Genomic DNA, 17,959 nt, shown 5'->3' with positions numbered 1-17,959 from the left:
TGACGATCGACGGCTTGCGCTTCTTGAGGTCTTCGCAGAACAGCGCGTCGGTCGGAAACGACGGCGTGCTCGTGTGGATGATGACGAGGTCGTATGCGGCTGCAATCTTCAGCGTCTCTTCGACGGAGAGGCCGTCGGCCGGCGCGTCGAGCACGCGGCTGTCGGGCACGAGGGCCGCGGGCTGCGCGAGCCAGGTGGGATACCAGAACGAGCGGATCTCGCGCTTTGCCTGGTAGCGCGAGCCCGCGCCACCGTCGAAGCCGTCATACGACGGGGCCTGCAGAAACAGCGTTTTCATGCGATGAGTGCTCCGGGTACCCGTACTGTGCCGGGTGATGATTGAGGTGACAATTCGGTTAAAAGCGCGGCATAAAAGCGACGCGCTCAGCGAGCGTCCGATCCTTCGACGGCAGGCCGCCGCGCGCTCGCGGGCCTGGCCATGGCGGAGGGCGCATCGGCCTCGGGATTGGCGACGCTCACGCGCACGCCGCGCCAGATCACGTGCGAGCCGAACGCGGCGGAAAGCCACTGCAGAGCCAGCAGCACGTCGCGCAGCGGCACGAGCGGCAAATCGCGCCAGAACGCGCCCCAGCTTGCGCTCGCTCGCGCGTGCAGTATCAAACGCGCAATCATACCCGCCATCGTGGCCGTGGCGAGCCCGGCCAGCGCCGCGCGCGTCGTCGCGCACGCGCCGATGCCCCCGCCCGCCGCGAGCAGGCCGTAAAACAGCGCGCCCAGCACGAGCCACGGCGTGGGAAACGTAATGAACAGCGAAGCGAAGCCCGCCGGATTCACCGAGCGGATGGTGCGCAGCCAGCGCGTCTCGCGCAGCCAGAGCGAGCCGAAGGTCGGCTCGATCACGTCGGTGGCGACCACCACGGGCGCCAGCACCGTGGCCAGGCCGTGATCGCGCGCGTAGCGGGCGAGCAGATAGTCGTCGGCGAGGCAGTCCTTGAGTGCGGCGAAACCGCCGCTGCGCTCGAGCGTCGCACGGGAAAGCGCGAGCGTCGCGCCAAAACCGAATGCGCGCGAGCCCGTGGAATGCGCCACGCGCACCGAAGGCGCGAACCACTCGTTGATGAACAGCGCGCCCACGCGGGGCCAGAAACCGCCGATGCTGCGGGCGCCGTAGAGGCAGGTCACGACGCCCACGTCCGGGTCGGCGAGCGGCGCGGTGACGATCTCCAGATAGTCGGGCTCGACGGCGATGTCGCTGTCGGCCACGACGATCGCGTCGTAGCGCGCGCGAGCAGCCAGATTGATGAGGTTGCTCACCTTGAGATTGCTGCCGTGCACGCGCGGGTCGATCACGAGCTCGATGTCATGGCCGGGATACGCCGCCTGCAACCGGCGCACCACGGCAATGGCCGGATCCGCCGGCGAGGACACGCCGAACAGCAACTGAAAACGCGGATGCCGCTGTTCGCAGAAGGTCGCGAGATTTTCGTAGAGGCGCGGCTCGGCGCCGCACAGGGGCTTGAGCACGCTCACGGGCTGCGGTTGCGCACGGCGCGCGCGGCGCGCGGCTTCGCGCACGAGCGCGGCCGAACCGAGGCGCGGCATCGTCAGCGCGGCGACGAGGCCGTAGAAAGCGGCCACGCCGCACAGCACGACCACGACCCAGACGAGCACGGGCCAGGGCGCCGGGATGGTGACAACCTGCGCCACCGTCATGACGCGCCGCCTTGTCGGGTCACGTGGGCCACGCCGCGCTCGCCGCGGGCTGCGCGCAAGGGGAGAAGCTCCTGCGGCGCCCCGACCGGAATTCGCGTTTCACCACGTACCATTTCCCTGCCCTGAAAATCCAGAAATAAGCCGCGCATCGTAGCCGCATTGCACATTTGAGGCTAGAAACCCGACAATGGATGCCGGTTTGCATGATGCAGGGCAATTGAACCAACAACGAATGGAGATAAGCCATCGTATGAAGCCGCTGGACATGGTCGATCCCCGATTCGACGCGGAAAATTGTATCAGCAAGCTCTGTCAGTTGCTTCCGACGGACGCGGGAAAATGCGTTGCTAAAACTGTAAAAGCGTAACTATTTCAGCGATTAAACAGCTGCCTTCCAGAGCTTTTCCGCCCCGAAAAAATTCGGTAAGCATATAGAAACGATTCTTTAATAATTTTGAATTAAAAGTGCGCCTTTTGCATATAAACAGGAGTAGTTCTCGTTCATATTCAAATCGACTGGGCGTAAAGGCAATCAGCCGTCTCTGAAACCACGCGGGCGGCATGGGTTCCCGGAGGCCGCCAGCACGAACGAAAGTGGTTTGGCACAATGGCCGCACCTTGCGACTGCCTTGCGGCCTCGCGTCGAGCAACCGGCGCGCGGCACGCGCATCGCGCTCTCCATACCAGGCCCCACGCTAGCCCATGACCCTCTTCTCCGTACTCGATCTCTCGCCCATCCCGGCGGGCTCCCATGCCGGCGCCGCGCTGCGCAACACGCTCGATCTCGCCCGGCACGCCGAGCGCCTCGGCTACCACCGCTTCTGGCTGGCCGAGCATCACAACATGACGGGTATCGCCAGCGCGGCGACTTCGGTGGTGATCGGCTACGTGGCGGGCGGCACGCAAACCATCCGCGTGGGCTCGGGCGGGATCATGCTGCCGAACCACGCTCCGCTCGTGATTGCCGAGCAGTTCGGCACGCTCGAAGCGCTCTACCCCGGCCGCATCGACCTCGGCCTCGGGCGCGCGCCCGGCACCGACCAGACCACGGCGCGCGCGCTGCGCCGCGACCTGCAGGGCAGCGCCGACAGCTTCCCCGACGACGTGGCCGAGCTACAGCGCTATTTCGCTGCGCCCGTGGAAGGCCAGCGCGTGCGCGCGGTGCCCGGCGCGGGCCTGAACGTACCGCTCTATATCCTCGGCTCGAGCCTCTACGGTGCACAGCTTGCGGCGGCCATGGGTCTGCCGTTCGCGTTCGCCTCGCACTTCGCGCCCGACCATCTGCTCACGGCGCTGCGTCTCTACCGCTCGCAGTTCCGTCCGTCGGCGGTGCTCGCGAGGCCCCATGCGATGGTCGGCGTGAACGTATTCGGCGCGCCCACCAGCGAAGAAGCGCGCTTTCTCTTCACCTCGCTGCAGCAGCAGTTCGTGAATCTACGGCGCGGCACGCCGGGGCAGTTGCCGCCGCCGGTCGAGCAGATCGCAGCGAACGAGTTCGAACTCGCCGGTGTGTCGCACTCGCTCGCCTGCTCCGTGGTGGGCGACCAGGAAACCGTGCGTGCAGGCCTCGCCTCGGTGATCGAGCAGACCGGCGCGGACGAACTCATCGTCACCGCGCAGATCTACGACCACGCGGCGCGCCTGCGCTCGTTCGAGATGGCGGCGCAAGCGCGCGAGGAATTGAAGGAAGCCGCCGCGGGACGGTAACACGGCGCGAGGTTTGCCTCGCGCGCGGCGTCGCAACCTAGCCTGCTCTCGACCGCGCCCTCAGTGCGAGGTGTTCAACGTGTCGAGGCCCTTGAGCAGCGCGGCATGAAACGCCCGCGGATCCTGCATCTGCGGCGCGTGCCCGAGATCGGCGAACTCCACGAGCGTCGCGTGGGGAATGGCGTGCTGCGCGGCTTTGGCTAGCACCGGATAGTGGCCGAGCTGCGCACGCACCTCGGGCGGCGCGAGATCCTTGCCGATGGCGGTCGTATCTTTGTCGCCGATGAGCAGCAGTGTCGGCATCTGCAACTGGCCGAACTCGTAGATCACCGGCTGCGTGTAGATCATGTCGTAGATCAGCGCGGAGTCCCACGCCACCTGCGTCTTGCCCGGCCCGCGATACATGCCCGCCAGCATCTGCACCCACGGCTCGTAGGCCGGCCGCCACTGGCCCGCGTAATAGGTGGCCTGCTCGTAGCGGCGAATGCCGTCGGCGTTCGTCTTGAGTTCGCGCGTGTACCAGTCGTCCACCGCAATCGACGGCACGCCCTTCGCCTTCCAGTCTTCCAGCCCGATCGGGTTCACGAGCACGAGCTGCTCCGTTTCGCGCGGATACATGAGCGCGTAGCGCACCGCCAGCATGCCGCCCGTCGAATGGCCGACGATCGTCGCGTCGTGCACGCCGAGCGCCGCGAGCAGCGCATGCGTGTTGCGCGCGAGCTGCTGGAAGCTGAACTGGTACGCAGCGGGCTTGCTCGATTTGCAAAAGCCGATCTGGTCCGGCGCGATCACGCGGTAGCCCGCGGCGTGCAGCTCGCGGATGCTGGCGTCCCACGTCGCCGAGCAAAAGTTCTTGCCATGCAGCAGGACCACGGTGCGTCCGTTCGGTTTTGCGGGCTGCACGTCCATGTACGCCATATGCAGCGTTTGGCCCTGCGAAACGAACGCAAAGTCATGCACGGGATGCGGATACTCGAAGCCCTGCAGCTCGGGACCATACGCGGGGCCGTCGGGCGTCTGGGTCGCGGCTTGCGCTGACGACGCCGCCGACGGCGCGGCCCCGCTCGCCTCAGGGTCGGCAGCGAGGGCGGCGTGACAGAGCGCGGCCGCACTCAGCGCGACGACGAAGGGAGTGAAGGAGGCAAAGCGGGCAAGCGTGTGGTTCAGGATGGCTCTCATCGACGGGAGATCGGGCGAAAGGTCGGACAGAAAACAGGACGGCGAAATGGCGCCGGTACAGCCAGCGATTCTAGCGGCCCCGCCCCGCTCGTGCCGGCTTTCTCGCCCGGCGAACCAGGGCACGGCAATTCGCGCTACGCTGCATTCGGTGCTAGAACAGTCAATACAGGACGCACGAGACGTCCGCGACGCGAGAGACGCACGCGTGTTGCACCGCGAGACGCGCCGCATCAGGGACGCGCCAGGCACGAAAGAAAAGGACCGCACCGGCCCGGGCACGACGAGGCGGGCCGCGGCGGCCGTACCGGGGGCACAACAAGGAGACGACCATGGAAACTCCGGCAAGCCTCAACGATCTGCAACGCACCACCCTCGCCATCGTGCTCGCTGGCGGTCGCGGCACACGCCTCGGGCCGCTCACCAACAAGCGCGTGAAGCCGGCCGTGTACTTCGGCGGCAAGTACCGCATCATCGATTTCGCCCTCTCGAACTGCCTGAATTCGGGCATCCGCCGCATTGCGGTCGTCACGCAGTACAAGGCGCACTCGCTCTTGCGCCATCTGCAGCGTGGCTGGGGCTTCCTGCGCGGCGAATTTAACGAGTTCCTCGACCTGTGGCCCGCGCAGCAGCGCGTAGAAGGCGCGCACTGGTATCGGGGCACCGCCGACGCCGTGTACCAGAACATCGACATCATCCGTTCTATCAGCCCGAAATACGTCGTGGTGCTGGCCGGCGACCACATCTACAAGATGGACTACACGCGCATGATCGCCGACCATGCCGCGAGCGGCGCCGACTGCACGGTCGGCTGCATCGAGGTGCCGCGCATGGAAGCGTGCGCGTTCGGCGTGATGGCCGTGGACGAGGCGCGCCGCGTGACCGGCTTCGTCGAAAAGCCCGACGACCCGCCCGCCATGCCCGGGCGCCCCGACATCGCGCTCGCGAGCATGGGCATCTATGTGTTCGACACCCACTACCTCGTCCATCTGCTCGAAGAGAACATCGCGCGCTCGGCCACCGACCACGACTTCGGCAAGGACATCATTCCGCGCGTGGTGAGCGACGGCCATGCGATCGCGCATCCGTTCAGCATGTCCTGCGTGTCGTCGGACCCGGCCGCCGAACCCTACTGGCGCGACGTGGGCACGGTCGACGCCTACTGGTCCGCCAACCTCGACCTCGCCTCGACCATCCCCGCGCTCGATCTCTACGACCGCAACTGGCCGATCTGGACCTACCAGGAACAGTTGGCGCCCGCCAAGTTCGTGCGCGACCTCAACGGCCTGCAGGGCTCGGGCACCAACCTGATCGTGTGCGGCGGCAGTGTGATCTCGGGTTCGCAGATCTCGCGCTCGGTGCTCTCGTCGAATGTCGTCGTGCAGTCGTTCTGCAACATTGCCGAGGCAGTCTTGTTGCCACAGGTGACGGTGGGCACGAGTTGCCGGCTGCGCAAGGTCGTCGTGGACCGCGGCTGCACGATTCCCAACGGCACCGTGATAGGCGAAGACGCCACGCGCGACGCCGAGCGCTTTTATCGCACCGAGAGCGGCGTCGTGCTGGTCACGGGCGAGGCGCTGGCGAAGCTGCCTGGCTAGCTGTGCGCCTCGCGAAGCGGATCCGGCGGATCCGCTTCGCTCCAGGACGCGCCAACCCGCAAGCAACCCGAGCACCGAGAGGACTGACTCCCGATGACCATTCGCGTCCTGCATGTAGCCAGCGAGCTGTATCCGCTCCTGAAGACCGGCGGCCTCGCCGACGTCACGGCCGCCCTGCCCGCCGCGCTGATCGAACAAGGCGCCGACGCCCGCCTGCTGCTGCCGGGCTTCGCGCCCGTCGCGGCGGGCCTCGAGGACCTGCGCCCCGTCGCGCGCCTCGCGCGCACCTTCGGCGCGCCCGAGGCGACGCTGGACCTCGGGCGTCTGCCCGGCAGCGAGCTTGCCGTCTACATGATCCGTGCCGACGCGTTCTACGCGCGCCCCGGCAACCCCTACCTCGACGCCGAACACGTGCCCTATGGCGACAACGCGCAACGTTTCGCGCTGCTCGGCTGGTCGGCCGCGCAGCTCGCGCTGCACCTCGATCCCGACTGGGCGCCCGCCATCGTGCAGGCGCACGACTGGCACGCGGGGCTCGCGCCGGCCTATCTGCGCGCGGCGGCGCGCGAGCGCGGCACGAGCATGGCGCCAGGCGGCGCGCGCTCGATCTTCACGATTCACAACCTCGCTTACCAGGGTATCTTCCCCGCCCAGCAGTTCGACGCTCTCGGCCTGCCGCGCGACTTCTTCGACATGCATGGCGTGGAGTTCTACGGCCAGCTTTCGTTTCTGAAAGCCGGCCTCTATTTCGCCGACAAGATCACGACGGTGAGCCCGACCTACGCGCGCGAGATTCAGACGGTCGCCCAGGGCGGGGGCCTCGAGGCGCTGCTGCGTGGACGCACGCACGATCTCGTCGGCATTCTCAATGGCGTGGACTACGCCGTCTGGAATCCGTCGAGCGACGCGGCCATCGCGACGCGCTATTCGGCCACGCGCCAGAGCGGCAAGATGCGCTGCAAGGCGGCGCTGCAGGCGCGCTTGAAGCTCGCGCAGAAGCACGACGCGCCGGTGTTCGGCGTGGTGAGCCGGCTCACCGAGCAAAAGGGCCTCGACCTGCTGCTTGCGGCGCTGCCCGAGATCGTCGCGCGCGGCGGGCAGCTCGTCGTGCTCGGCACCGGCGACGCCAGCCTCGAACAGGGCTACACGCGCGCCGCGCACCAGCATCCCGAAGCGGTGGCCGTGGAGCTGGGTTTCGACGAGACGCTCGCGCACGAGATCGTCGCGGGCGCCGACGTGATGATGGTCCCCTCGCGCTTCGAGCCGTGCGGCCTCACGCAGCTCTATGCGCTCGCTTATGGCGCGCTGCCGCTCGTGCACCGCGTGGGCGGACTCGCCGATACGGTGGTCGACGCCTCGCTGGAAAATCTCGCCGATGGTCTCGCCACCGGCTTCGTGTTCGAGCGCTTCGAGCCCGACGCGCTCACGGCCGCGATCCGCCGCGCCTTTGCGCTCTATGGACGCAGCCGCGACTGGCGCGAGACGCGCTCGCGTGCAATGCAGCAGGACTTCGGCTGGGCGGCGTCGGCGCAACGCTACATGACGCTTTATCGCGAGCTGGCCGGTCAAAACGCAACGGCCTAAGGGCTCGCCCCACAAAATCCACGCAAATCACGGTCGCTTGCGCGGGCGCACACGCAACACCGCGCCCACGCATCCATCGACTGGGCGCAGCGAATTCGGTTATCGTTGCTGCACCTGCGCAAAGGCGCGCTGCTCGAAGCGCCGCAAGCCATAACGAAATCTGGACCGGCCATGAAAAACGTTTTGAGCATCCAGTCGCACGTCGTGTTCGGTCACGCGGGCAACAGCGCCGCGGTGTTTCCCATGCGCCGCCTCGGCGTGAACGTCTGGCCGCTCAACACGGTGCAGTTCTCGAATCACACGCAATACGGCCACTGGACCGGCGCCGCCATCGGCTCGGACGAGGTCGTGGATCTCGTCGAAGGCATTGGCGCGATCGGCGTGCTGCCGCGCTGCGATGCGGTGCTATCGGGCTACCTCGGCACACCCGAGCAGGCCCAGGGCGTGATCGACGTGGTGCGCGCCGTGAAGGCCGCCAACCCGCAGGCGCGCTACTTTTGCGACCCGGTGATGGGCACGCTCAACGCCGAGAACGGCTGCCGCGTCGAGCCCGGCGTTCAGGAATTCCTCGTGCGCAACATGCCCGAGGTCGCCGACGCGATGATGCCCAATCACACCGAGCTGCAACGGCTCGTAGGCCGCGAGATCGAGACTGCGGAAGAAGGCGTGCTCGCGTGCCGCGAACTGTTGCGCCGCGGCCCGAAGCTGATCCTCGTGAAGCATCTGCTCGACCGCAACAGCCCTGCCGACCGCTTCAACATGCTCGTCGTGACCGAGCATGAAGCTTGGCTCGGCCAGCGCCCGCTCTACCCGTTCGCGCGCCAGCCAGTGGGCGTGGGCGACGTGACGAGCGCGGTGTTCGTCGCGCGCCTGATGCTCGGCGACTCGCTGCGCCGCGCGTTCGAACACACGCTCGCGGCCGTGAACGCCGTGGTGAAGGCGACTTACGACGCAGGCCGTTACGAACTGGAAATCGTCGCGGCGCAAGACCAGATCGCGCGTCCGCGCGAATGGTTCGACGCCTGGGCGGTGGAAGCGGCTTAGGGCCTGTTCGCGCGGGCAACAGGTCCTAAACTGAACAGGTGCGCGCACGGCCTATAATGCCGTCCGCATGACTCGCGGCGGCGAAACACGGCCGCGGCGCCCACCGTCTTTCGAGAATGACCGATGTCCGATTCAATCCGTAGCGAACAGGAAGAGTATTTCGAACAGCTTTGCCTCGCCGTCGATGCCGGCGAGACTCACGAGCAGGAAGCGATCGAATACTTCGAGGAACAAAGCCACGCAAGCGATTTCGACGCCACTGTGTGGCTCGACATCGCGCTTTACCATGCGCCCGATGTCGCGCGCGGCATCATCGACTTCGTCGACGAGAGCGACCGCGTACGCAGCGACATCGCCCAGACCATTGCCGAGACGCTCGACATCTCGTACAGCGACGACGAATGCGAACGCTTCGAAGCGACGATTCGCTTCGCGCTCGCCAATGGCGTTCCCGTCGATCTCGACGTGGTGCTCGACGGCTGCAACCGCGCGCTCGACGACCTCGAAGGATGGGCGAGCGCCGACACGATGGCGCCGCTCGTGCAACTGCGTGACGCGCTCTTCGAGCTGCAAAGGGGCGAGTAGCCCACCCTCGCGACACCGCTTGAGCGCCTGACTGAGCGACCGACTGAGCGACCGACTGAGCGACCGAATGAGCGACTGACTGAGCGACTGACTGAGCGACTGACCCGGCGGCCTGCTATATTGCTCGCCATCCGCCGCCTCACGAAGGCGCGCGCCCAGCCGGCCGAGCCAGCTGAGACACCCCACCCACGCGCGCAGCCGGCGCACAGCACGTCCCGGCAAGTCGCAGTCGCATACAGCAAGAAGCAAGACCTGAAGACGAGACGCCCCGCCTCCGCGCCACGGCCAGCGCGCGACGCGGCGTACCCGGACAAAACGCACACAAGAACACCGCGCCGCTGTCGCGCAAGGAGTCACGATGAGTCTCGCCGCCGCGCTCAAAACCGCTAGCGTCTGCACATTCGCCATGCCGTGCCGTGCGTGCCGTAAGCGCCGCCCGGTCGGCAAGCTCGCGGCTGGGCTCCTGATTGGTGCGATGGTCACAGTTGCGGCACTCTGCGCCAGCCACGACGCTCTGGCCGCCGGCCCGCTCAATGTACGCATCGGTTTCGTTTCGCCGCTCTCGGGCGACTACGCCAATTACGGCCGCGATCTGCAAAACGGCGTGCAGCTCGCCCTCGACGAAGCGAACGCGCAAAACCTCAAGATCGGCGAGCAGACGGCGCACTTCGAACTGGTGCCCATCGACGATCGCAGCGACCCGCGCCTCGGCGTGCAGGCCGCCGCGACGCTGGCGAATCAGGGGGTGAACGCCGTAGTCGGCCACTTCAATTCTGGCTCGGCCATTCCGGCCTCGCGCATCTACGAGAGCGCCGGCATTCCGATGATCAGCCCCGCGGCCACCAATCCCGTCATCACGTCGCAAGGCTTCGCCAACACCTTCATGGTGATTGCAAACGACGCGCAGAACGCAGGCATCGCCGGCGCGTGGGCCGTGGACGTGATGAAGGCCAAACGCGTGGCCATCATCGACGACCGCACCGCGTTCGGTCAGGGCGAAGCCGATGTATTCGAGCGCGCGGTGCGCGAGCATGGCGGCCACGTGGTCGCGCGCGAGTTCGCGGAAAGCATCGCGAGCGACTTCGGCCCGCAGCTCGCGAAAATCAAGGCCGCCGATGCCGATCTGCTCTACTTCGGCGGCCTCGCGCACCAGGGCGCGGCGCTCGCGAAGCAGATGAAGGCGCGCAGCATGAACGCGCAGTTCGTGGGCGGCGGCGGCGTGGCGAACGCCGACTTCACCCAGGGCGCGGGGGCAGCCGCCGAAGGCGCGATGGCCTGGGAGTACGGCCGCCCGCCCGCGCAGCTGCCGGAGGGCCCGCGTTTCGAGCAGGCCTATAAAACCCGCTTCGGCACCAACGTGCTCGCTTACGCGCCGTTCGGCTACGACGCGGCATGGGCCGCGATCCACGCGATGGTCAATGCGAAATCGGCGCAACCCGACGGCTACCGCAGCGCGCTCAAGGCGCTCGCCTTCGACGGCGTGACGGGCCGCATCGCCTTCGAGCCGGACGGCTCGCTCAAGAACGGCGCCTCCACGCTCTGGCAGGTGAAGAACGGCGTGTGGGTGCCGGTGACGACGCGCGGCGGCTGAGCGCCCTTCAAGGTTGCTGCGGCGCGCCCGCGGCCCGCACGACGATCTGCGCGTGCGTGTCGCGCTCGATGCGCACGAGCGCGTCGCGCATCTGCGCGAATTCGTCGGCCGTGCACATCTGGTGGCCAAAACGCGCCGCTAGCCGCCGCTCGATCTGCAGCGTGCGCGAACGCGCGTCGAACACGTAGTGCGACGTGTAGTCGAGAAACGCATCGCTCACCTGCGTGTCTTGCGGCACGTCGGTCACGCGCGCGAACGCGGGCAGCGCGATCTGCGCGCTCTCTGTAAATTCCCCGCCGATGCACGCCCACGGCTGCGTGCGGCGCGGCTGCGCGAGCCAGCTGTCGATCTGCGTGGCAATGCCGCCCGTGAAGCTGCTCGTGGTGGGGATTGCCGTCGTGCCGTCGCGCCAGACGACGTGATCGAGCGTGCCTTCCATCAGTACCGAAAACGGTCCGTCGGTTGCCTGGGTCGCGCCCGTGCTCACGTGCGCGGTGCCGGCGAGTCCGGTAAGCCGCAGGCGCTGCGCCGCGAGTTGCTGCGCCTGCGCGTGCGTCGCACGGCGAAACGAGTTGCGCTCGGGCTCCGCGCCCGCGCCTTCGTCTTCCACGTAGTAGCTGTAGGCAGCATCACCGGTCGCGCCCACCTCGAGCGACAGCCGCGCCGTGCGCTCGCGCCGCTCGGTCGCGGGCGTGCGCGAGAGCGCGCCGTCGTCGACGAGCAGCACGGGCCGGTCCATCACGCCCGGCGGCAGGTAGCCGAACGCGTAGCCGCCCGAGGAGGTGTCCGCGTACACGCCAAGGTCGGGCAGCCACGCGATCGCATGGTTGATCGCATGCGCGCCATAGCCCGGCACGTCGGGCAGCGTATAGACGGGGCCGAGATTGAGCAGCACGGGCTCGGCGCGTATGCCGACTGCCGCGAGCAGCGCGCTGAAGAGCGCCACGTGGTCCTTGCAGTCGCCGTAGCGGTTGCGCAGGATGTCGGTCGCGCGATGCGGCACGGCCGCGGTCTCGCCAAGAAAGAGCGCGACGTAGCGGATATTGAAGCGCATCCAGTCGTAAATGCGGCGCGCCTTTTCGCGCGGGTCGCTCACGCCCGCCGTGAGCGCCTGTGCAAGCGACGCGATGGCCGGATCGGTCGAGGTGGGATCGGCGGCGGCTTCACGGTAGCGCGCGGCGAATGCGGCGAAGTCGGGCACCGTCGACACCATCAGCCGGTCGCCCCAGTTCACGTAGGCCACCGCCCCCGCTTCGAGCGGCGCATAGGGGCCGTGCCGGTAGTCGAACGCGTAGCGGGTACGGCCGTTCGCCGTCTCGGCGGCAAGCGCCGTGTAGCCGCGCGCGTCGGCGTGGAGCGGCACGTTGGCGGGCAAATCGAAGATGAGGCGCTGAAACTCGACGGGTTCGCCGGTCGGCTCGACGAAGTACGAGAACGTGCCCGCGTCGAGCGCCTTCGCGCGGCGTTTGGCGAAATGCAGATGCACGCGCGATCCGACCTGGACGCCCGGAAAGATCACCGTGCGCAGCACACCGTCCTCGAACGTGGGCGCGCCCGCCGAGCGCGGCTCCTGCACGTCGCGAATGCCGCTCGCGCCAACCGCGTGCGCGGTGCCGTCCGGGTCGAAGGTTTCGGCCGAGAGCTGCGTAATCGTTTCGATATCCTTATTGAACCAGACATAGCGCTGGGCGATCTCGTCCACGCCGGCGGTGGTGTTGGCGCGCAGCACGGTGTCGTCGTCCTCGACCACCGAGCCGTCCTGCTGCACGACGAACAGATGCACGTCGCGCTCGAGCGTGTACGGCGGGATGTCGGTTTGCGCGGCGCTATCAGCGATCTCGACGCGCGCCGCGCTGTCGGGGCTTCGGTCGCTCACCTGGGCGCGGGCGTGGCCGCTCGCGATTGTCAGGGTCAACGCAAGGGTCAACGCCAGGCTCCACGCAAGGCGCGGCGCGACGCTCCGGGCGGCGCGCCTGAACCCCTCGCCTCGCGTCATGAGCGGTTCAGGCGCGCGGCGCCGCTTGCGCGGCGTTCGGCCATGAGGTCTGCGCGAGATGGCGCTCGCGCTGCGCGGCACGCCATGCGCGGGGACTCGCGCCGAACTCCGTGCGAAACGCCGCGTTGAAGTTCGACAGATCGTTGAAGCCGCTCGCCAGCGCAACGTCGACGATCTTCGCTTCGTCGTCGGCGGCAAGACGCAGCGCAGCGGCGCGCAATCGTGCGCGCAGCAGATATTGATGCGGCGTCACACCCGCCACCGCCGAGAAGGTGCGCAGAAAATAGAACTCACTCACGCCCGCCGCGCTCGCGAGGCTGGTGAGCGTATGCGCATCGTCGGGCGTTTCGTCGATCAGGCGCAGCGTCGCGACCACGCGTGCCGCCGCGGCGGCGCCCGGCGCGGCAGGGGTCGCCGCGTCCTTGCCGCTCGCGACCACACGCAAGGTCGTGAGCGCGAGTTCCAGTGCCAATTCATCCCAGGCGGCGGCGCCCAAGCCGGGCGCGTGATGCCGCTCTTGCGCGAGCGCGTCGGCGCAAGCGTGCGCCACGAGCGGCGCGAGCGCGCGCACCGGCGGCACCCGCGCAGCCCGCCAGCGGCGCGCACCGGGCGCGAGGCCCGCGGCCGCGGCCTGCTCGTCGAGCCAGGCGGGGTCGTAATGAAACGCGAGGCAGCGGTCGCCCGCCGCGTGACGGTGGCCGCATTCGAAGCAGGCGCCGGTTTCCCCGAGCATGAGCGCGCCGGGCGTCATCAGCGCCCGCGCGTTGCCGCTGAGGTAGCCGAACACGCCTGCCGCCACGACGGCGAGGCACGCGCTCGTGTGGCGCTCCTCGTAGGGCCGGTCGCCGGGCCCGAGCGTGCAGACGACATCGTCGACCGACCAGCCGGCGCCCGCCGCGAGCGGGCGCGCCGTGGGCGCACGGCCGCTATCGGCGCGGCCTTCGCGCTCGCGCTGGGCGAGCGCGCGTTGCAATGAAACGGCGAGACCTTGCACGGCAACCTCGCGGGAAGTTGGCTACGTTCGTGGGCTACGCCTGCCGTTGTAGCACATCGACGCGAGCGCCGCCGGAGCCGCCCTGGCCGCTATGCCCGCCGTTCGTCGATGGCGCGCAGCAGCGACAGCGCGATGCCCTCGGCGGCAAGGCGCACCTCGTCGAGCGCCGGAAACGACGGCGCAATCCGTAGATGACTGTCGTGCGGATCGACGCCATACGGGAACGCCGCGCCCGCGGGCGTGAGGACGAGTCCCGCCGCCGCCGCGAGTTCGACGGTGCGGCGCGCGCAACCCTCGGGCGCATAAAGGCTGATGAAATAGCCGCCGCACGGCACGTTCCAGCTCACGCCGGGCACGTCGGTCAGGCGCGCGCGGAACACCTCGTCGACCGCATCGAACTTCGGCTTGAGCAGCGCACGATGGCGCGCCATCAACCCGGTGAGCGTCGCGCGATCGGGCAGGAAGCGCACGTGGCGCAACTGGTTGAGCTTGTCCGGCCCGATGGTGCGCACGGCCGAGTGCTTCTGCCACCAGGCCACATTGCGCGGCGCGGCGGCGAGCCACGCGAACGCCCCGCCGCCGAACGTCACCTTCGAGAGCGAAGCGAACATCAGCGCGCGCCCGGCGTGGCCTGCCGCCGCGCAGGCCTCGAATACGTCGAGCGTCGTGTGCGCTTCGTCGCTCAGGTGGTGGAAGCGGTAGGCGTCGTCCCAGAAGAGCCGGAAGTCGGGCGCGGCGGGCATGGCGGCGAGACGCCGGATCACCTCGTCGGACCAGATCGCGCCCGTCGGGTTGCTGTAGAGCGGCACGCACCACATCCCCTTGATCGACGGATCGTCGCGCACGAGCGCTTCCACACGGTCGATGTCGGGGCCGTCCTCGCGCATCGGCACGGCGATCATGCGCACGCCCAGCGCCTCGCAGATCGCGAAGTGGCGGTCGTAGCCCGGCACCGGGCACAGGAACGCGATCTCGCCTTGCGCTCGCCACGGCGCGCCAACGTCCGCGCCCTCGCCCACCGGCACGCCATGCAGCAGCGCGAAGGTCAGCGCGTCGTGCATCAATTCGAGGCTCGAATTGCCCGCCGCGATCACCTGCGCGCCAGGCACGCCGAGCAACCCGGCGCCCAGTTCGCGCGCCTCGGGCAAGCCGCTCGCCAGACCGTAGTTGCGGCAATCGAAGCCGTCGCGCGCGAGATAGCCCGCCTGCCCGGCTTCGTCGATGAGCGCCTGCGAGAGATCGAGCTGTTCAGGCGAAGGCTTGCCGCGCGACATGTCGAGCCGCATGTGCAGTTGCTGGAATCGTTCGTAGGTCAAATCGACGGGCGGCGACATCAACATGGGCTTCTCCGGGAGCGAAGGACGATGCGAAATTCTTCGCAGATAACTGCGCGAAGAACAACGCGAAGGGTCGGTACGGCCCCAGTATCGGCGCGTCCACGCGTTCAGACAAACGCGTTATATTGAAGCCTTCGATCAATTTTTCTTATACCAATGAAGACCCTCGACCTCGACGTGCTCGCCATGGTGGTGGCCGTCGCCGACGCCGGCAGTTTCGTGCGCGGCGCCGCGCTCGTGCATCGCTCGCAGGCCGCGCTCAGCATGCAGATTCGCGCGCTCGAGGAATCCATCGGCAAGCCGCTCTTTATCCGCGCGCCGCGCAGCGTCACGCCCACACCCGACGGCCAGACGCTCATCGCCTACGCGCGGCGCATGCTCGCGTTGCGCGACGAAGCGTGGGCCTCGCTCGCGCACCCGGAGGTGACGGGCCGCGTATCGATCGGCGTGCCCGACGACTATGCGTCCTCGCTCATGCCGCCGGTACTGCGCAAGTTCTCGGCGAACTGGCCGAAGGTGGAAATCCAGGTGATCGGGCTGCCGAGCAGCGCGCTCATGCCGCTCCTGAAGGACAACAAAATCGACCTCGCCTGCATCACGCGCACGCACGGGCTGGCGGGCGAGTTCATCCGCTTCGAGCCGATGGTGTGGGCAGCGCCCCCCGCGGCGGTGAGCGCGGCGAGCGGGCGCGAGATCTGGCGCGAGCGGCCGTTGCCGGTCGCCCTGTTCGGCGGCGGCAGCGTCGCGCACACGAACGCGATCCAGGCGCTGGAGCGCGCAAAGATCGCGTATCGCACATCCTATGAAAGCCCGAGCCTGATGGGCCTGTGCAGCATGGTGGCCGCGGGTCTCGCCATCGCGCCGCTCGCGCGCTGCGCGGTGCCCGAGACGTTCGTCACGCTTGGCCGCCAGCATGGCCTCCCGGCACTCCCGGAGCTGGAAGTGGTGCTCGCGCGCAGCGCGCGCTCGAACCGCCCGCCGTGCGACTTTCTCGCCGACCAGATACTCGCGGAGCTGCGCGTTCAGGAGCGCTGATTTCCCGACGATGATTCGGCAGACGATGATTCGGGCAACGAATCAGTCGTCGCCCAGCCGCGAAAGCAGCGCGTAGAGGCGCGAGACATGCCGCAGCAACATCTCGCGATGCTTCTCGATCTGCTCGAGGCGGCCTTCGAGATCGGCGCGCACGCGATCGTCGGGGTCGGCGTAGTTGATCACGTCTTCGATACGCGAGCGCAGCACCGCCGGCTCGACCGGTGGCACGCTCAGGTAGCGCTCGAGCTTGCGCACGTCCTGCGCGGCGAGATCGCGGATCTTGCGCGTGCCCGCGAGACGCCGGTGCGCCTCGGGCGTCGCCGTCACTTCCTCGCGCTTCGCGCCCTGGCCGAAGATCGGCTCCACGCGCAGCACGGGCGCCTTGCGCACCGGATGCGCGGTGCCGCGAAAGCGCGCGCGCGGCGTCTCGCTCGCGATCGCCTCGCGTGTCTCGTCGGGCACGTCGGCGCTATCGTGCTTCACGTCCATCCAGCCTTCGGGCAGGCCCGTGACGGCTTCCACGCCGCGCACGAACTCCGCGCTGAAGTCGCGCTCGCCCGACACGATCAGCTTCATGTAGCTCGCGGAAAACGTCATCATGCGCGCGAGCCGGGTGGCCGACCCGACCTCGCGCGTGAGCAGCGCCAGATTGGCCCGCCACATCGGCATGAGCGTGGCGTTGGCATCGTCCATTGCGGAGCTCCTCCTTCGTTCGCGTCATCTGCCAATGATACGGGCTGCGGCGCACCATGCGCGCTTTCCCGGGCCGTCTGGCCCCATGCGCGCGCCCCAATTGGCAATAGGGTCAGCCATCTGTAAAGGGAGCAAGACGCATGCCGACGACAGTCGGCCATGCACAGAGAAAAGACTGAGGAAATGGCGGCGAGCGGCGCCGAGGGACCTGCGCGGCCCGACCTGGGCGGGCCCACCTACGCGGCCCTTAGAAATGCCCCGTGAAGCGATAACGACTGCCCGGATGCCAGAGATTGGCGACCGAAGCGACGAGCCCGCGCGAGCGGGTGCGCCGGTGCAGCACGAGGCACGGTTCGGCTTCGCCCATGGCGAGGTGCGCGCGCGTTTGCGCCTCGGGGGCGAGCGCCTCGATGCGGTACTCCACGCCCTGCAACGGCGCGACATGCACGAGGTACTGGTTCGGCGTGATGTGCGTGAAGTCCTGCGCCGCGTAATCGGGCGCGATGGCGGGATTGACCCAGCGCTCTTCGAGCTGCACGGGCTCGTCGTTCTCGAAGTGGAGCACGCGCGAGTTGAACACCTGGTCGTTGGCGGCGAGCCCCATTTCGACCGCGAGCGCCTCGTCGGCGCGATGCACGCCGATCTCGAGCACCTCGGCGCGGTAGCGGTGCCCGCGCGCGAGGATTTCGTCGGAGATGCTGCGAATAGCGACGAGCGTCGATTCGTACTTGGGTCGCGCGACGAAGGTGCCCGCGCCCTGCACGCGCGTGAGTACCTGTTCCGCGGTGAGTTCGCGCAGCGCCCGGTTCACGGTCATGCGCGCGACCTTGAACTCGCGCGCCAATTCGTTCTCCGAAGGCACCTGGTCGCCCTCGCTCCATTCACCTGCGTGAATGCGCGCGAGGATGAAGTCCTTGATGCCCTGGTATGCGGGAGCGTTCATCG

At 68.1% G+C, this 17,959-nt stretch carries 14 protein-coding genes and 1 pseudogene; 7 read left to right on the top strand and 8 right to left on the bottom strand.

Features of this window, described 5'->3' with window-relative positions; translation table 11 throughout:
* Both M3A49_RS24760 and hpnI read right to left on the bottom strand, forming a co-directional pair.
* Positions 1–298 (bottom strand): annotated as a pseudogene (locus M3A49_RS24760) (hopanoid biosynthesis associated radical SAM protein HpnJ); the annotation flags it as partial.
* 86 nt (positions 299–384) lie between these two features.
* Positions 385–1,674: a bacteriohopanetetrol glucosamine biosynthesis glycosyltransferase HpnI gene (hpnI, locus tag M3A49_RS24755; protein ID WP_266231429.1), complete on the bottom strand. Its 1,290-nt coding sequence runs from the start codon at positions 1,672–1,674 to the stop codon at positions 385–387.
* A gap of 702 nt (positions 1,675–2,376) precedes the next feature.
* Between hpnI and M3A49_RS24750 the strand changes: the two genes are divergently transcribed.
* Entirely contained in the window at positions 2,377–3,381 is a 1,005-nt protein-coding gene (locus M3A49_RS24750; RefSeq protein WP_266231428.1) for an LLM class flavin-dependent oxidoreductase, read from the top strand.
* Positions 3,382–3,441: 60 nt separating this feature from the next.
* Here M3A49_RS24750 and M3A49_RS24745 read toward each other — a convergent pair whose 3' ends face one another.
* Entirely contained in the window at positions 3,442–4,560 is a 1,119-nt protein-coding gene (locus M3A49_RS24745) for an alpha/beta fold hydrolase (protein WP_266231427.1), read from the bottom strand.
* A 329-nt stretch (positions 4,561–4,889) separates the two neighbouring features.
* Here M3A49_RS24745 and glgC point away from each other — a divergent pair, with 329 nt between their 5' ends.
* From glgC to M3A49_RS24720, 5 genes are all read left to right on the top strand, one after another.
* Positions 4,890–6,155, top strand: coding sequence for a glucose-1-phosphate adenylyltransferase (gene glgC, locus M3A49_RS24740; RefSeq protein ID WP_254356152.1), 1,266 nt, complete (start codon positions 4,890–4,892; stop codon positions 6,153–6,155).
* A gap of 93 nt (positions 6,156–6,248) precedes the next feature.
* A complete protein-coding gene (glgA, locus tag M3A49_RS24735; protein ID WP_266231426.1) occupies positions 6,249–7,739 on the top strand; it encodes a glycogen synthase GlgA in 1,491 nt (496 codons plus the stop codon).
* A gap of 171 nt (positions 7,740–7,910) precedes the next feature.
* Positions 7,911–8,783 carry a pyridoxal kinase PdxY gene (pdxY, locus tag M3A49_RS24730; protein WP_266231425.1) on the top strand — a complete coding sequence of 291 codons (873 nt, stop codon included), beginning with the start codon at positions 7,911–7,913 and terminating at the stop codon, positions 8,781–8,783.
* 123 nt (positions 8,784–8,906) lie between these two features.
* Positions 8,907–9,368, top strand: coding sequence for a hypothetical protein (locus M3A49_RS24725; protein ID WP_266231424.1), 462 nt, complete (start codon positions 8,907–8,909; stop codon positions 9,366–9,368).
* A 406-nt stretch (positions 9,369–9,774) separates the two neighbouring features.
* Positions 9,775–10,959 carry a branched-chain amino acid ABC transporter substrate-binding protein gene (locus M3A49_RS24720; protein WP_416339004.1) on the top strand — a complete coding sequence of 395 codons (1,185 nt, stop codon included), beginning with the start codon at positions 9,775–9,777 and terminating at the stop codon, positions 10,957–10,959.
* Between the two features lie 7 nt (positions 10,960–10,966).
* Here the strand turns inward: M3A49_RS24720 and M3A49_RS24715 are convergent, their stop codons facing one another.
* From M3A49_RS24715 to M3A49_RS24705, 3 genes are all read right to left on the bottom strand, one after another.
* Positions 10,967–12,955 (bottom strand): DUF3857 domain-containing transglutaminase family protein, encoded by a 1,989-nt coding sequence (locus M3A49_RS24715; RefSeq protein WP_416339003.1) that lies wholly within the window; start codon positions 12,953–12,955, stop codon positions 10,967–10,969.
* A 7-nt stretch (positions 12,956–12,962) separates the two neighbouring features.
* Positions 12,963–13,949, bottom strand: a complete 987-nt coding sequence (locus tag M3A49_RS24710) for a helix-turn-helix domain-containing protein (protein WP_266231422.1) — start codon at positions 13,947–13,949, stop codon at positions 12,963–12,965.
* A gap of 89 nt (positions 13,950–14,038) precedes the next feature.
* Positions 14,039–15,289 carry an aminotransferase class I/II-fold pyridoxal phosphate-dependent enzyme gene (locus tag M3A49_RS24705; protein WP_266231421.1) on the bottom strand — a complete coding sequence of 417 codons (1,251 nt, stop codon included), beginning with the start codon at positions 15,287–15,289 and terminating at the stop codon, positions 14,039–14,041.
* 153 nt (positions 15,290–15,442) lie between these two features.
* Here M3A49_RS24705 and M3A49_RS24700 point away from each other — a divergent pair, with 153 nt between their 5' ends.
* Positions 15,443–16,321 (top strand): LysR substrate-binding domain-containing protein, encoded by an 879-nt coding sequence (locus M3A49_RS24700; protein ID WP_233881884.1) that lies wholly within the window; start codon positions 15,443–15,445, stop codon positions 16,319–16,321.
* Between the two features lie 42 nt (positions 16,322–16,363).
* On the opposite strand, the gene M3A49_RS24695 is transcribed toward M3A49_RS24700, so the two are convergent.
* Together M3A49_RS24695 and hutC are read right to left on the bottom strand one after the other, a co-directional pair.
* On the bottom strand, positions 16,364–17,014 hold the full coding sequence (locus M3A49_RS24695; RefSeq protein ID WP_028206865.1) for a hypothetical protein: 651 nt from the start codon (positions 17,012–17,014) through the stop codon (positions 16,364–16,366).
* Between the two features lie 247 nt (positions 17,015–17,261).
* Positions 17,262–17,957: a histidine utilization repressor gene (hutC, locus tag M3A49_RS24690; RefSeq protein ID WP_028206866.1), complete on the bottom strand. Its 696-nt coding sequence runs from the start codon at positions 17,955–17,957 to the stop codon at positions 17,262–17,264.
* Between the last annotated feature and the right edge of the window lie 2 nt (positions 17,958–17,959).

This window comes from Paraburkholderia sp. CNPSo 3076 (assembly GCF_026343935.1).
GTDB lineage: Bacteria > Pseudomonadota > Gammaproteobacteria > Burkholderiales > Burkholderiaceae > Paraburkholderia > Paraburkholderia nodosa.
This window is presented reverse-complemented; position numbering and strand designations above follow the sequence as displayed.

Excerpts from the sequence above, each read along its gene's own strand:
- hpnI (WP_266231429.1), bottom strand. The coding sequence starts at position 1,674 with ATGACGGTGGCGCAGGTTGTCACCATCCCGGCGCCCTGGCCCGTGCTC.
- M3A49_RS24750 (WP_266231428.1), top strand. The coding sequence starts at position 2,377 with ATGACCCTCTTCTCCGTACTCGATCTCTCGCCCATCCCGGCGGGCTCC.
- M3A49_RS24745 (WP_266231427.1), bottom strand. The coding sequence starts at position 4,560 with ATGAGAGCCATCCTGAACCACACGCTTGCCCGCTTTGCCTCCTTCACT.
- glgC (WP_254356152.1), top strand. The coding sequence starts at position 4,890 with ATGGAAACTCCGGCAAGCCTCAACGATCTGCAACGCACCACCCTCGCC.
- glgA (WP_266231426.1), top strand. The coding sequence starts at position 6,249 with ATGACCATTCGCGTCCTGCATGTAGCCAGCGAGCTGTATCCGCTCCTG.
- pdxY (WP_266231425.1), top strand. The coding sequence starts at position 7,911 with ATGAAAAACGTTTTGAGCATCCAGTCGCACGTCGTGTTCGGTCACGCG.
- M3A49_RS24725 (WP_266231424.1), top strand. The coding sequence starts at position 8,907 with ATGTCCGATTCAATCCGTAGCGAACAGGAAGAGTATTTCGAACAGCTT.
- M3A49_RS24720 (WP_416339004.1), top strand. The coding sequence starts at position 9,775 with ATGCCGTGCCGTGCGTGCCGTAAGCGCCGCCCGGTCGGCAAGCTCGCG.
- M3A49_RS24715 (WP_416339003.1), bottom strand. The coding sequence starts at position 12,955 with ATGACGCGAGGCGAGGGGTTCAGGCGCGCCGCCCGGAGCGTCGCGCCG.
- M3A49_RS24705 (WP_266231421.1), bottom strand. The coding sequence starts at position 15,289 with ATGTTGATGTCGCCGCCCGTCGATTTGACCTACGAACGATTCCAGCAA.
- M3A49_RS24700 (WP_233881884.1), top strand. The coding sequence starts at position 15,443 with ATGAAGACCCTCGACCTCGACGTGCTCGCCATGGTGGTGGCCGTCGCC.
- M3A49_RS24695 (WP_028206865.1), bottom strand. The coding sequence starts at position 17,014 with ATGGACGATGCCAACGCCACGCTCATGCCGATGTGGCGGGCCAATCTG.
- hutC (WP_028206866.1), bottom strand. The coding sequence starts at position 17,957 with ATGAACGCTCCCGCATACCAGGGCATCAAGGACTTCATCCTCGCGCGC.